Source organism: Treponema sp. JC4 (assembly GCF_000260795.1).
Classification (GTDB): Bacteria; Spirochaetota; Spirochaetia; order Treponematales; family Treponemataceae; genus Treponema_D.
On sequence record NZ_AJGU01000002.1, the window covers coordinates 152,963 to 167,272 of the forward strand.

Here is a 14,310-nt window from a genome sequence, read left to right on the forward strand (position 1 = left end):
TTTTTCCTCCTTTTTTTAGTTAAAGTAGAAAAGTTTATCCAGTAAACTTTTTCCACCGCTCTGAGTAGGCACATAACCCTGACTGTCGCGTACAAAAAGAATCTGCTGGCTGGTTTCGCCCTTTATATAGGCTAAAGGATGCCTGAAACAAAGATTATTGCTGTCATTAAGGGTAGAAAAATACACTCCCGCCCCAGCCTGATCCGAATCAGAAGCCCAGCTTTCAAAAAAGAGGGCACTTTCGGCTGCCAGATATTTTTCATAAAGGGCCTTACAGTTATAAAGTCCGAAAATTGCTTCCATCATCGAAGCAATATCCAGATAAATATCACTGCCACTTCCTCCATAGGAATATCGTTTGACCTTACAATTCGAGCCGGAATACAAAGCCTTCATAAGAGAGTCGCGACGGTCTGCATTTACGATTTTTGAAGCGGCATTTTCCCACATAGCTTCGCAGGTATCAAAATATTCAGAAAACTTTCCCATATCAGCACAAAAAATCCCTGCCTTTGACTTATAGGCATACTGATTTTTAAACTGAGAAATTACACAGCCGCACAAATCCTCTGCAGTTTTTTCACGACAATTCTGGAATTCCGAAAAAAGTCCTTCATAATTCCAGCCGCTGGCATCTATTAAACCGGCAGACCCCGCAAAATACTTTGCATAATCCTTAAGCTCATACAAAACTTCAATTTCGCCGCCATAGCAGGTGTCAAAACCAAGAAAATCAAGTTTTACTCCGTTCAAACCGGCTCTAATTCCTTCCCCAATCTGACAAAGAGTCATATAAGTTCCCGAAGTAGAATCAAAAGAAAAACCTTTAACAGGGGCGGCCACCCTGGAAACTGCATTTCCAGCCGCCCCGGCATTCTCACTTCCACTCCTCCAGCCGGTTCCATGCCCCCAGATTACAAGCCCGTAGTGATTTGCCGGGTATCGTTTCCGGACATAAGTCAAAGCCGAAGAAAGCACATAACTTGAAGACATATCAAGTTCCGTTTCCTTTCCAAGGCTAAGCCCCAAATCCCTGCACTCAAGCTCCGTCGAAATTAAAGTTCTGCAATCAGCCTCCCGCCCTGTCTGAATCTTATAAAGCCTGCTTCCATACCAGTTATCGCAGGAAGTGTCATAGGCAGGACTTCTGTCAACAAGAGCAAGCACCGTAACCTGGTCAGTATTTAAGGAAGAAAACTCCATTTCGCACAAATCTTCCATCGCCGCAGCCTCAAGATCATTATCCGCGCTCATATAAAGAAGAATTGTCCAGTGCCGTTCTGTAAGAGAAAGGGGCGATGGCGGATTAATTGCCGAAAGTTCAGGCTCCTTTTCGTCCTCCTCAGCTCCCGTATCCTTTCCCGGCTCAGTCTTATCAGAAGGCTCCTCCACAGGCGGTGTCTCTTTTTTAATTTCCACACTCGCGTGATTTTCCAGGTCAAAAACATTGGAACAGGAAGCAAGGCCCAAAAGAACCGCAGAAAGCAGGCTGCAGGCCAGCGCAATTACCTTGACTTTTCTAATTAATGCTGAAAAATCCATACGGGTCCCTCCATTCAGAACCGTCCTCATAACAGATTCTGCTCACATACAAATAATCCAGCTGATAGGGCTCGTCCGGAATTTCATATAGCAGCTGGTCAATGCAAACGCAGTCTTCCACAAACTCGCCCGGCTCAACCTCCACAAAAATTTCCAGTTCCGCGTTATTAGGTCCAATTGCAGGCGGATTTCCCTCCTCGTCATACATAAAAAACACAAGCGTAATCGACTTTACCTTCTGCGAATCCTTGTTCAAAAAAGTAAAATCCAGCCCCGCAGCTTCATAAATTGCCGACGGTTCAGTTACCATCTTAGCCTGCAAGGCATACGGCGCATTTTTTGCAAAGGCATAGTTCATTGAACAGGAGGAAAAAAGGACCAAGCCGAGTGCCGCCAGCCTGACGCGGAGCTTCATCATCAGCGCCAATCCCCTTTCCCCCTTACCAGTCCCGCCACCAGGTCTTATCCCCCTGCTTCTCTCAAACTCACTCACCATCAAGCAGTTCCTCCAGTTCTTCTGCAAATTTACAAATGCCAGCCTCCCTAAATCGCTTCATTCTCTTTATATCCACTAAAGCAGATTTTCTGTCTTTCTCCATAGCAGAAATCCAGCCCTTGTAAACCACAATCATTTTTTCCACATAAGAGTTTCCCTCGTATCTAAGATTTTTCAGCTCCCGTCTGGCCTGCTTAAAATCTCCTGCCATAACTAAACTTTCTACGCGTTCAAAGAGTCCATCCGCGGTCATGGCCTTACAGCACAAGATTGACTTTCTGTCCCTAAAGTTCACTTCAAGATTTTTAATGTCCGTACAGTTGACTTTTTTTCCATCAAGAATGTATTTTCCGCACTTCAAGTTCTGAATTACAAAAAGTCCGCTTTCGCTGCTAATTGCATTACCGCTGGGCATTCCGTTTTTCTGGCAGGAAATAAAATAACCGCTTACAGGCAGGTTCTTTTCATCAACAATAATCCCGCATAAGTCCCCTTCACCCTTAAACTTTGCAGTAGTCGCACAGGACACAAAGCAAAAGATCAGGCCCAGCAAAATCTCTGTCGCAAATAACTTCCTTTTCATTACATTCCCTCCTTTTTTTCAATTTTTCCTTCCTGATTTCTGTAAAAGACCGTTTTTCTTCCGTTCTGATGAACAATTTCTCCAAGTTTTTTACCATTTCCCAAAGGCAAATCCTCGCCCCTGGTAATTACAGGAATTGAAACAATCTGAGGCTTTTTCTTAATGGCAAAAAGATTGAGATTGTTTTTCAAAACACCGATATCAAGACCTTCAAAATAGCCGGCATCCTTACCCTTAATTCCCACTTCCAGCGCCTCCTCCGAAACTTTTTTAATCGACATAGACGAAATGCCAACCTTATTTTCAAAAGTAAAATCAGCAATCTTCTGAACAAGACTTTCGCAGTCCAGAAGGTCCATATCCTTTATGCAAAACCTGATTCCCCAGGGAGAAGTCATTTCTTCCAGAAGAACAGCCTTAGACTCTCTTATGATTTTTCTGATTTCAGGCCTGTAATTCTGAATCCTTGCAATCTGCTCAGACTCCTGCGAATTCCCGTTTGACCACAAAATTTCCTCATTCATTTTTTTACCTTTAACTTCTGCATTAAGCTTGAAAAAAGACCTGTTTTCCCTGTAAGTTACCGGCGAAAAAGAAAGGCTGTAATTCTTCTGCCTGAGTAATTCAAAATCTTCAGGATAAAGTCCGTCCGCAAAAGCAGCTATTGTCTGAACTCCTCCCTGACTTTTTAGAGAAAGTTCATAAAGCCTTCCCTTTTTCTCCTGCATTACCACAAAAAACTCCCTCACAAGTTCATAAAAGTTCTGTCTTCCTTCCTCTTCCGTTCCCCTTCCCACAGCCACATTCCCAGCCCCCTGAGAAATAGCCACCGTCTTCTTTTCCCCAAAAGTCATCATTCCCGCAAAACATGCCAGCAAAATCAGACCTGAGAGAATTATTTTCCATCTCATCTTTCTGCCAGAAAAAACAGACTTTTTTAAATTTTCTTCTATATATAAGCGTTTTCCCGGATAGCGGGCCTTATATTCAGCAAGCCTTAGTCCCGACATTACGACAAGGTCGCTTTTAAAGCCCTTTCTTCCTAGCTTCAGTTTTGAGTCAAAAGAGCACTCACTGGAAAAGCAGGGATGAAGTTTTTCAAGTTCGCTGAATAAAAAGCGCCTCCTTCTTCTTCCGATTATTGTTTTCCAGGGAAGGTTTACTGTGTAACGCTCATAATCTTTTTTCAAAATTACGTTTTTCTTCATTCTTATAGGAAACCTCACACTTTCTTAAATTTTTACTCCAGACAGCCCTGACTTCTTCTTCCCCTGTATCAAAATCAATAAAATCTAGTTTCCAAAGGCTTTTACAAACCTCCTTCCATTCTTCAAGATTTGTAAAACCATAGCCCTTGCAGGTATTTATAAAACTTCCTGCAACAAATCTCCTGCACAAAACATAAGTTCTGATTTCATTCCGCTTTTCGCAAAGCCTCTTAATCTGAAAAATGCTCTGGCATATTGAAGACGAAAGAAAGAAATTGATTATCAGAGCCATCAGAAAAGAAGTAAACCTCATTTACTGCCATCCGCTATCAGTCTGATAGTAACTTTCGCTTACAATTTCACTTCTGCAGACCGCTTCTTCCCTCTGCCATCTTTTAATCTCACTTACAAGCTTTGCCTTTACAGACGAAAGTAAAAGCAGCAATGTCAGAGCGACTACAAGAAGAGTCCCGAAATTAAAAAAATTATTGCCATGAAACAATGTCTTCTCCTTCGCCTTTTCCGCCGCGCGCCTTATCTGCTCCCCAGCACAAAAGTACATAGGGCAGATTCTCAGGAACCTCTGCCGGCAGGGCTGAACTTTCAGCGCTGATATACTCAAAATCGGTGTTCCAGGGATCCTTTGCGGGCTTACGCTCAAGATATGGTCCCTTCCAGTTTTCTGGAACCGGATACAAATCGGGCTTTGTCCAGAGAGCCGAAAGTCCCTGCTCGCTGGTCGGGAAGCGTCCGCAGTCAAGAAAGTAGCTTTGAAGTGCCGCCGAATACTGTTCAATCTGATTTCTTGCAGCAGTTTTCTTTGCCATAGAAATGAGTTTTGTTGCCGAAACAGTGCTGCCCGCCGCAATAATTGCCCCGATCGAGAGTACTGCCAGTGTTTCAACAAAGGTAAAGGCCTCTGCCATAAAAGGTCCTGATTTAAAACGTTTTTTTTCATAAGTTTTTTTTCCTTTTTTCATTTTTTTTCCTTACTAAAAGAGATTTAAGCCGTTTAAAAGCGGCATTAAAAAATTCACAAGCAAAAGCCCGACAAAGATTCCTGTTCCCGCAATAAAAAGGGGTTCAATCATGGAAAGCCAGACCCTGCACTTTTTTTCGTAATTACTCCATAAAGCTAAGGCGATTTTTTCAAAGACATCATTTTTTCCTCCTGATTTCTGCGCATAATAAAAAGCCTGCTGAATATCCTTTCCAAGCATTTTTATATCTCTCTTATGGGCAAAAAATGCCCTTTCAAGTTCCATTCCGTATTCCATCCTAAGCCTTGCATTTATAAATACCTGACCAAGCCTGCTTTCAAGTCCAAGAATTCCCGCCCCCAGTCCAACTGCAGTTGCTGCATTGACCCCAGACTTAATCAGAAATCCTGTGGAAAGAAAGGCCTCGTAGAGTCTGTTATCACCAAGCTGATTTTTCAAAAGTAGAAACATAAAAAAGCAAAAGACTATTAAAAAGAAAAAGGCCTGAATAAAAGACCCGCGGAGTTCTAAATTAAAAACCTCATTTCCCAGTGTGGATTTTGAAAGCCAGCATAAAAAGCCGGAAATAAAAATACTTAAAATGAGCACAAAAACCGGATAGACCGCTGCTTCATAAATAGTCTGCAAAATTTTATCCTGCCTCTGGCTGCGTTTTTTCAAAAAAGTCAGGGTTTCCGTAAGCTTTCCGCTTCTTTCAGCCAACTCAACAAAGGAAATAAAAGTTCTGTCAAAATTAAGCTCAGAGCAGGTTCTAAGGACGTTGGAAAATCTGTTACCCTGCAAAAGCTGATTTTTCAGATAAGCTGCTGCATTTTTAATCCGCCTTGAATGTCTTCCTCCCTCTATAATTTCAAGACTTTCTACAAGGCTATGCTGCTGCAGAGAAAAAAGTTCGCTGAGCCGGCTGATAAATTCCAAAATATTCTTTCTATTAGACATATTCCGCTTCCCCCTCCCTTCTTTTACTTTTGAGAACAGGAAGTATTCTTGTTTTCATTTCCCTGATATTTTTTTCAAGCAGGTCTTTTGTGTTTTCAAAATGATTAAAAAGCTCTTCAAGTTCTATTTCCCCAAGACCAAGACAGGCTTTTACGCAAAAATCATAAGATGGAATTGCCACATCTCCAAAAAGCTGAATCTGACTTCTGCCCTTTATATTCTGATATTCAAGCTCCTGACTAATCACGCCCTTCAAAACCGAAGCAAGCACCTTTTCATCACTTCCAAGATTTTTCATACGCAAGAAACTTCCGCCGGCTCCCATTGCATGAATAGTTCCTATAACCAGGTGGCCGGTTAAAGCAGCCCTTATTGCCGTGTCAGCAGTTTTTTTATCCCGGATTTCACCAATCATAATTACATCCGGGTCCTGTCTGAAAACGTGCCTGAGGGCATTGTCAAAAGAATCTTCCTCCCGGTTATCAAGCTGCACCTGACTAATACCCGGAATTATGTATTCAGGAGGGTCTTCCAGAGATATGATTTTTACCCCGCTTTTTCTTTTTAAGATTTCCAGCAGCATTGAAGCAGCCGTTGTAGATTTTCCCGCTCCGGTTGCACCAGCAATCAGAAGCAGTCCGTTTTTCAGACCGCATAAAGAATCCAGTTTATCCAGCTGAAGGGAATTAAAGCCCAGATTTTCAAGCTGCAGGGGAATACGCTTTGTATCCAGAAGCCTCATCACCAGCGATTCACAAGTTTCAAAGTCATTTCCAATTACAGCCATTGTTGAAACGCGGATAAAAACAGGATTATTTTTTCCATAAACAAAATGACCGTCCTGACTCTTTCTCTTTTCTATTACATTGATTCCGGAAAGCAGTTTAATTCTCTGTATAAGCTCTGCGGCGCGTTCCGGAATAAGCTGCATCTGATTTTCCAGTCTTCCGCAGATTCTGAAACGGACTGTATTTTTTTCTATATGAATGTCCGTTGCATTTTTTGCCCGCCCCTCTTCAAGAATTTTATCAAGAAGGATGATTGCTGCAGCTTCCTTTTCCTCATTTTCAGCTTCCGCAAGCCCCCCGTTCTCTTCCGTCTGGCCACTTTGCGCCTGGTACAAACCGGAGACAATTTTTCTTAAATATTTTCTGTCTCCTTTTTCAAAGTCAATCTGAGGCAGTCTTCGAAAAATTTCAGGACAGTCTTTTTGACCAGTGCAGTAGTCCAGGAACTGAAGAAAAGCATTTTTCAACCTCTCTCGTAAAACCTGATTATCAATATCTTCTATTAAAAATCTTATTTTTGTTCCCTGCTGCTCAATAACTGCAACCCCGTTGTAAAGACAGTAAGCGGGAGTGAGTTTAAAAGTATATTTTTCCATCATAAAATCAGCCCTCCAGCAAAGCAGCTTTTTCAACATACGCAGAAAGTCCTTTTATTCTTTCAAGCGCCCATTCCCTGTCGTATTGCTTTTCGTTAGCCGCATATTTTTTTTCGTTTTCAAGACAGGGAACCAGGTAAATTACCATCTGGCTGCTTTCCTTTATTTTTGACTGCTTTTTGAAAAGCCAGCCCAGCAGAGGAAATTTTGAAATCAGAGGAACTCTTTTTACTTCCTTTGTATCCGAGTTTTGAATAAGCCCGCTCAAAACTACAGGTTCACCGCTTTTTCCCCTTACCTCAGTCGTGACAATTTTTTCTGTAGTTGGAGGCGGGTTCCCGGTAGAGGATGAAGTATCGACTCCCTGCCGTGAAACGCTTGCAGTTACAGTACTTGTAATCATTCCGTCTCCACTGACCCAGCCAAGCACTTCAAGCTTAATTCCAGAAGTAATTTCCCTCGTTACGCCTGAATAAACAGGCTTTCCGGTTTCTGGATCAAGGTTGTTGTCCCGGTAACGGTAAGTATTGGTATTTTGAAAGGTGATTTTTTTACCGCTAACACCATGCAGGGTTGTATCCGCAAAAACTTTTGTGCGGTTTTCTTCAATTGAATTCTGGAGGCTGGCTGCAAAAGTCATTCCAAAGGTGCCGACCACATTCATATTCAAATTCATTACACTCCCCAAAAGGGCTGATGCAGCTGTTCTGTCACCAATTCTCATCTTGTCTGCATTAAAAACAGGGCTCCAGTCATTTTGCTTTCCTTCGTCATACTGCAAAATCAGAAGGTCATAGCTGAGTCTCTGAACAGGCCGGTCACATAGCTCAAGCTGGCTGCAAAGATTTTTGTAGGCTTCTTCTGTACCGGTAAAATAAAGGCAGGAATTATCATCTGCAAGCACAAGACTTTCCTTGCTGACTTCCGGCGGAAGGTGCTTGAGTACTTCATCAGGGTGAAGATATTTAAGACTTACAAGATAAGTTGTCTGCTTTTCGTCAGTATCGAGAATAAGTTTTTGCAAGGTCGTCTTTTCTTTTTCGCTTACAAGGGCATAAAAGGCATTTTGATTTGGCAGAACAAAGTTTTCGATTTTGCCAAGCTGCCACTGCATGATGGAAATAAAAGCTTCCGGTTTTACAAATTTAAGATTAAAGCGTTCCCAGTTACGCTGACCGGAAATCAGTTCATTTTTAGTATTTGAAGAAGCAATAAAATAATAGACCTCATCAGAAAGAACATAAGAAAAACCGCCCTGTTTTGAAAGCTTTAAAAGCGTATCATCAAAACTCTTGCCGCAAAAAACTGAACGCTGGATTTTTGCATCAGCGTTTCCCAAAATACAGTAGTTTTTTCCTTCTTCCCCTTCAAAAAGACTTTCCAGAATATCAGAAAATTTCCCATCTCTGATATTAACCTCGTAAGTTTCATCCTGATTTCTGGAAATCCCTACAAAGCCTTCAAAATCAAACTGACGGCGACCGGCAGCCTCCTTTTTTCTTGCAAAATGAAAACTATTAGTTCCGCAAAGTACTTCATACTGACCAAGACTTTTTGCAAGTTTTTCCATCAGTTCTTTTTCAGAAAGCCGCTTAAAATGCAGACTGATTTTTTCTGTAGGCAGGCTGTCAAAAGTAATGGAAGACTCAATTTTCTGGCTGAGTTTTTCAATTAAAACAGAAGGCAGAATATCACAGGCATCAAGATTATAAAGACCTTCAAGGGCCTCAAATTTAAAACGACTCACCGTCCATAAATCCTCCTGTTTTTCAACATAAAGACGGTTAGACTCTAAAAATGCCCCGAAAGCCTTTTCAAAATCATTACCAATAAAACGCAAGTCACACTTACCGCTGACAGTATCATCAGCAAGAATGGGAATTCCCGCATCCATACTGACGGCAAAAAGAACATCCTTAATTGTGCAGTCGGTAAAATCCCAGCTGAAAAACTTCCCCTTTGCCTCTGCCGAAAAAAGAGCCCCGCAGAAAATGCAGCTCAAAAACAGAAGGCGCAAAAATCCAATAAACTTTTTCATAAAACTTTCAAAACCTCACACTCTATACACTCCCCCAGACTTTGCAGTTTTGACAAAATTTTTGAAAAATTTTTTAAATTTTTTGCGGATTTTCAGATTTTTACTATACATGTAGACAGATTTTTATTTTTGTTTGCCCTGTCAGGCTTTTTTCGTTATAATTTTTATTTATGATTACTTACTGGCAGCAGGAAAACGGACGCTTCTTAAAAGTAAAAAAGGACGAAATTCAAAAGTCTAAACCGCTCTGGATTGACGCCCGCAACGTTAACAGCGACGAAGCCGATGTACTCCAGCAGGAATACGAAATTGAACAGGATCACATTCTGGATATTCTTGACCCGGATGAACTTTCTCGTATAGAAGAAGGTGAATCTGGCTATATCCTTACCATTGTTCGTGTTCCGGTTTATGACCCTTCTGCAGAAACTCCATATTTTACAGTGCCGGTCGGAATCATTATTAAAGGAAAAACCATCATCACCCTTTGCTGGACAGACAGCGAAGTTTTAAAAGACTTTGGTGCCAACCGGGTTCGTAACGTCCGCCTTACAGACTTTCCGTCTTTTATTGCCCAGATTTTAAACCGCGCAAATTTGAACTTCCTTCGTTACCTTAAGGAAATAAACCGCCGATCGACTGGTATTCAGAACGAAATGAAGCTTGAAATTGAAAACCGCGAAATTATGCAGATGATGAGCCTTGAAAAATCTCTGGTTTACTTTACTACTTCGCTCAAAAGTAATTCGCTTCTTTTGCAGAAAATGCGCAACACCCGCCTTATTAAGTTTGATGAAGAAGATCTGGACTTTGTAGAAGGCGTTATGATTGATAACAAGCAGGCTATTGAAATGGCAGACACCTATTCAAGCATTATGTTTAATGTAATGAATACCTACGACTCTATCATCTCTAACAACCTGAATAACGTTATGAAAAAGCTTGCCATCATCAACATTGTTATGATGTCTCCTACCTTTGTAACAAGCTACTTTGGTATGAACGTAAAGCTTCCTTTTGATCACCTGGCAGGCTATATTCCAATTGTTTACATTACAATCTGCTGTGTAATTTCTGTTGTTCTTACAATTCTTGCCCTTAATGTAAATAAAGAATCGCTTAGAAGTCTGCGTGCCCGCCGCAAGCAACAGAGAAAGCAGCGCAAGAGTAATTCAAAAGCAAGAAAAGGCCGCTAGTTCTGTAACTTTTTTACATCTATTCATTTTAAATAAAAGGTTATAGAATGGTTAAAAAGTATGAAAAAAACTATCTGTTTTATAACGCTGATTTTTTGCGCTTCTATGTTCTTTGCCTTTACTCCTATCAGTCTTGTAACATTTAAATCCGGGCTCTCATACGTTCAGGGGCAGAACACCCAGTCTACGGTTGCAGTCCGCGAGCTCAAACCTTTTTCCATTAATAAATTTGAAACCACTTACGCCCTCTGGTACGAAATACGCACTAAGGCAGAAATTTTAGGCTATAATTTTGAAAATCCTGGTCAGCCGGGTTCTCTTGGCCGCCGGGCTGCCATTCCAAACGAAGAAAATTCCAGCCAGCCGGTTACTATGATAAGCTGGTACGATGCCATTGTCTGGTGTAATGCCCTTAGCGAAATTCAGGGCCGTACTCCCTGCTACCAGTACAAGGGAAGCGTAATCCGCGATTCAAGCGACACTGCTTCCTGCGACCTTGCAGAATGTCTTTGGGAAAAAGACGGTTTCCGACTTCCTAGCGAAGCAGAATGGGAATACGCTGCCCGCAGAACCCATTCAGGCTTTCAGGACGGAGACACCATAAGCGGAACTGTTTTACCAAAAGAAGATTATGCAGATGAAGGCCTTTTATATGCCTGGATTTCTGAAAATGCCGATTCTACCCACACTGTTGGAACAGCAGGCCTTCCTTTTGACCCGGAAAATATAAGCGAACCCGCTACAGGAAATGCCAACAATGCAGGTCTTTTTGATATGTGCGGAAACGTGCTTGAATTCTGCTGGGACTGGTTTGCCCCATATAATCAGGATGATATTTACGGAGCCAAAAGCGGCTACGAGCGTGTAAGCCGCGGCGGCAGCTTTTCCGAATACACAATGTTCAATTATTGCGGCGACCGCTACAGCTTTGACCCAAACGAATGTTACGACTACTTCGGATTCAGGATAGCTTGTACGGTAAAGGAAAATCCAAAATTATAGAAAACTACATTAGCAAAAAATGCGTAGCGGGGGTTCATGATTTGCGACGCTTTTTTCGCGATGAGGGGCACACAACGCGGAAGATTGCCTACAGAGCAAGCGTAGCTTGCGGCGAGCGAAAAGCTGGCGGAGCAAATTATGGTTCTCCGCGACAGCATTTTTAGGAAGGGAAACTTTCAAATTTTCCCTTCCTTTCAGTCTAGTTAATCTTTAAGAATGCCTTATAGCCTTCATAAATCTGGCTAAGGTCTTCTTTGTGGGTAATTTCCCATGGGGCGTGCATGCTTAGTACGGCAACGCCGGCATCAAGAACATTCATTCCGTATTTTGCAGCGTGGTAGGCAATGGTTCCGCCGCCACCCTGATCTACTTTGCCAAGTTCAGCCATCTGGTAACTTACGTTTACTCCGTCCATTGCAGCACGAACTTTTGCAATAAACTCTGGGTTAGCATCGCTGGCACCAGATTTTCCGCGGCTACCTGTAAATTTCTGGAAGGCAATTCCGCCACCCAAAAGGCTGGCATTTTCCTTATCATAAAGACCGGCATTCATTGGGTCGTAAGCAGCATTTACATCGCTGGAAAGCATATTTGAGTTTGCAAGACAGCGGCGCAAAGTAAGTTCGCTGTAAGACTTTTCTGTACGGGCAATAATTTCTGAAACCATATTTTCAAAAAGATTGCTTGCCATACCAGTTGCGCCAACACTTCCAATTTCTTCCTTATCTACGCAAAGGCAGCAGTTTGTGCGCTCGCCAGCCTGAGAATCCAGAAGGGCTTCCAAAGAAGTAAAGGCACAGGAACGGTCATCCTGTCCGTAGCCCAGAATCATAGAGCGGTCAAGTCCAAGATCTCGGGCTTTTCCTGCAGGAACAATTTCCAGCTCGGCAGAATTAAAATCATTTTCTTCAATTCCGTATTTTTCTTTCAAAAGCTCAAGAACAAGTTTTTTGCTCTTTTCTTTTGCGTCCTTCTTTTCATCTTTTGGAGCATCTTTTTTTACAGGAACCGAGGCACCCATAATCAAATCAAGGTCTTCGCCGGTAATAAACTCAGAAGCCTTTTTCTGAACCTGCTCCTGAGCAAGATGAGGAAGAATATCAGAAATGCAGAAAACTGGATCAGACTCATCTTCACCAATTACAACATTTACAAGAGTACCGTCTTTTTTGCAGACAACCCCGTGAATTGCAAGCGGAAGAGTTGTCCACTGGTACTTTTTAATTCCGCCGTAGTAGTGGGTGTTCAAATATGTGATGTTGTCTTTTTCGTAAAGTGGGTTCTGTTTTGCATCAAGGCGAGGCGAATCAATGTGAGCGCCAAGAATATTCATTCCCTTTTCAATGCTGCCGCTTCCAATTTCAAAAAGCGCCACAGCCTTGTTCATTTTTGTAATGTAAACCTTATCGCCCTTTTTAAGCGAGTCAAATTCCGAAATATCTTTGTAGCCCTTAGCCTGAGCCAGTTTAATTATTTCTTGAACGCACTCGCGCTCTGTTTTTCCCTTATCAAGAAAGTTTTTGTAATCTTCAATCAGTTTTTCGTTCATTTTGTCCTCTATATATAAGTAATTATTTGCCAGTATGTATTATTAATATAGAAAAAAATATGTAATAGGGCAACAGAAAGAAGAAAAACATCGTAAAGCAAAAAATTTGACAGCCAAAAATTTTGAATGCTATAATTTTTATAAGGAGTAACAGAATGGAAATTACGACTTTTAATCCAATGATTCTCTCACGGAATGCAGATGAAATCATTAAATTATTTGAAGAAATGGGCTTCGAACGCCGTCACCAGAAAAACAACATAGACGGAAAAGATATTTCCAGCGTTCGAATGACAGATCCAAACGGTTTTCATGTGGATGTTGCGCGCGTAGAATCCATGAAGCAGGATATGACAACAATGAGAATGAATGTTCGAGATTTTGATGAAGCTTATCAGTTTCTGACATCACGCGGTTTCAAAAATCCTAGCGGAGACCACACCGTTGAAAGTTCTACTTCAAAATCCTGCCTTTTAATTTCGCCTTCCGGCTTTTCAATTCAGCTTACACAGCACATCAGAAACGAAGATAAATAATCTGCCTGACAATAGCCGGTTGTTCATTTTGAGCGCCGGCTTTTTTTTTTGCTAAAATTGATTCCTGATCTAATTTTAACATTTTGTTATGTTTTCAAAACCTCAGTTCATAAATTGACGGACTACTTTTTTTTGTAGAGTGGTATTTGATAAGAAATTACTTATTTTGTTCTTATCACAGGAGTTTATTCAATGAAAAAGTTTTTAAAACTTGCTTTGGCCGTAGCCGCTTTGGCTACTATGTTTGGTTTTGCTTCTTGCTCGAATGACAGCAGTAATGATTCAACAGCTACAACACCGGCTGCTACAACAACTACAACACTAACTGCAGCTGATTACAAAGGAAAAACATTTGCTTCCGAAGATGGAACAGCAGTTTTCTCTTTTATTTCTGAATCTCAATTGTTTTACGGAAAATTTGTTGAAGGAAATTCATCAGATTATAAATATAAAATTATTAATTATTCTGTATCAGACGGAAAAGTAACTGCTGATGGTAATAAGACAGCATCTCTTTCAGGAACAACTTTGACTGTAGATGATGCAACTCTTAAATTGATTTCAGGTTCAAATAATAGCTTTGCCGGAAAAGCATTTATTTCAGAAAATAAAAAAATCTTCATCGCATTTATTTCTGATTCAAAGGTATTTGCAGGACTTGATAATGGCGATGGAACGTATGCAAATGCGCTGGAAGATTATGCAGTCTCAGGTTCTACTGCAAGTTGGAATGTTGGTATTAATATTACTGCAACAATTTCCGGCGACGTATTGACAGAAGTTGCCGAAGGCTATGGCACATACACTCTGAATCTTGTGAAATAATAATTTAATAC

Annotated in this window: 15 protein-coding genes; 4 read left to right on the forward strand and 11 right to left on the reverse strand. The window is 41.3% G+C overall.

Annotated features, from left to right (window positions below; genetic code table 11):
- Positions 1 to 15: 15 nt before the first annotated feature.
- The 10 genes from MSI_RS01840 to MSI_RS01885 all read right to left on the reverse strand — a co-directional run bounded on the left by MSI_RS01840 (position 16) and on the right by MSI_RS01885 (position 9,191).
- Positions 16 to 1,542 (reverse strand): clostripain-related cysteine peptidase, encoded by a 1,527-nt coding sequence (locus MSI_RS01840; RefSeq protein ID WP_009103072.1) that lies wholly within the window; start codon positions 1,540 to 1,542, stop codon positions 16 to 18.
- On the reverse strand, positions 1,520 to 1,960 hold the full coding sequence (locus MSI_RS01845; RefSeq protein WP_155815458.1) for a hypothetical protein: 441 nt from the start codon (positions 1,958 to 1,960) through the stop codon (positions 1,520 to 1,522). Before MSI_RS01845 ends, MSI_RS01840 begins: the two co-directional genes overlap by 23 nt.
- Before the next feature lie 67 nt (positions 1,961 to 2,027).
- Positions 2,028 to 2,621 carry a hypothetical protein gene (locus MSI_RS01850; RefSeq protein WP_009103074.1) on the reverse strand — a complete coding sequence of 198 codons (594 nt, stop codon included), beginning with the start codon at positions 2,619 to 2,621 and terminating at the stop codon, positions 2,028 to 2,030.
- Complete coding sequence (locus tag MSI_RS01855; RefSeq protein WP_009103076.1) at positions 2,621 to 3,829, reverse strand: hypothetical protein; 1,209 nt, start codon at positions 3,827 to 3,829, stop codon at positions 2,621 to 2,623. The genes MSI_RS01850 and MSI_RS01855 overlap by 1 nt, the downstream gene beginning before the upstream one ends.
- The gene (locus MSI_RS01860; protein ID WP_039923947.1) at positions 3,795 to 4,142 is read right to left on the reverse strand and encodes a hypothetical protein; all 348 of its coding nucleotides are present in this window, start codon (positions 4,140 to 4,142) and stop codon (positions 3,795 to 3,797) included. Before MSI_RS01860 ends, MSI_RS01855 begins: the two co-directional genes overlap by 35 nt.
- Positions 4,143 to 4,331 (reverse strand): hypothetical protein, encoded by a 189-nt coding sequence (locus MSI_RS01865; RefSeq protein WP_039923950.1) that lies wholly within the window; start codon positions 4,329 to 4,331, stop codon positions 4,143 to 4,145.
- Positions 4,315 to 4,809, reverse strand: a complete 495-nt coding sequence (gene gspG, locus MSI_RS01870) for a type II secretion system major pseudopilin GspG (RefSeq protein WP_009103077.1) — start codon at positions 4,807 to 4,809, stop codon at positions 4,315 to 4,317. The genes MSI_RS01865 and gspG overlap by 17 nt, the downstream gene beginning before the upstream one ends.
- 12 nt (positions 4,810 to 4,821) lie before the next feature.
- Complete coding sequence (locus tag MSI_RS01875; RefSeq protein ID WP_009103079.1) at positions 4,822 to 5,769, reverse strand: type II secretion system F family protein; 948 nt, start codon at positions 5,767 to 5,769, stop codon at positions 4,822 to 4,824.
- Positions 5,762 to 7,156, reverse strand: coding sequence for a GspE/PulE family protein (locus tag MSI_RS13745; protein WP_009103081.1), 1,395 nt, complete (start codon positions 7,154 to 7,156; stop codon positions 5,762 to 5,764). Before MSI_RS13745 ends, MSI_RS01875 begins: the two co-directional genes overlap by 8 nt.
- 4 nt (positions 7,157 to 7,160) lie before the next feature.
- A complete protein-coding gene (locus tag MSI_RS01885; protein ID WP_009103084.1) occupies positions 7,161 to 9,191 on the reverse strand; it encodes a type II secretion system protein GspD in 2,031 nt (676 codons plus the stop codon).
- A gap of 170 nt (positions 9,192 to 9,361) precedes the next feature.
- On the opposite strand from MSI_RS01885, the gene MSI_RS01890 reads away from it, so the two are divergent.
- Complete coding sequence (locus tag MSI_RS01890) at positions 9,362 to 10,387, forward strand: magnesium transporter CorA family protein (RefSeq protein WP_009103087.1); 1,026 nt, start codon at positions 9,362 to 9,364, stop codon at positions 10,385 to 10,387.
- A 60-nt stretch (positions 10,388 to 10,447) separates the two neighbouring features.
- Positions 10,448 to 11,389: an SUMF1/EgtB/PvdO family nonheme iron enzyme gene (locus MSI_RS01895; protein WP_009103089.1), complete on the forward strand. Its 942-nt coding sequence runs from the start codon at positions 10,448 to 10,450 to the stop codon at positions 11,387 to 11,389.
- A 199-nt stretch (positions 11,390 to 11,588) separates the two neighbouring features.
- Here MSI_RS01895 and MSI_RS01900 read toward each other — a convergent pair whose 3' ends face one another.
- Positions 11,589 to 12,938, reverse strand: a complete 1,350-nt coding sequence (locus MSI_RS01900) for an aminopeptidase (protein WP_009103090.1) — start codon at positions 12,936 to 12,938, stop codon at positions 11,589 to 11,591.
- 155 nt (positions 12,939 to 13,093) lie between these two features.
- On the opposite strand from MSI_RS01900, the gene MSI_RS01905 reads away from it, so the two are divergent.
- Both MSI_RS01905 and MSI_RS01910 read left to right on the forward strand, forming a co-directional pair.
- Positions 13,094 to 13,474: a hypothetical protein gene (locus MSI_RS01905; RefSeq protein ID WP_009103091.1), complete on the forward strand. Its 381-nt coding sequence runs from the start codon at positions 13,094 to 13,096 to the stop codon at positions 13,472 to 13,474.
- A gap of 192 nt (positions 13,475 to 13,666) precedes the next feature.
- The gene (locus MSI_RS01910; RefSeq protein ID WP_009103093.1) at positions 13,667 to 14,299 is read left to right on the forward strand and encodes a hypothetical protein; all 633 of its coding nucleotides are present in this window, start codon (positions 13,667 to 13,669) and stop codon (positions 14,297 to 14,299) included.
- Positions 14,300 to 14,310: the final 11 nt, after the last annotated feature.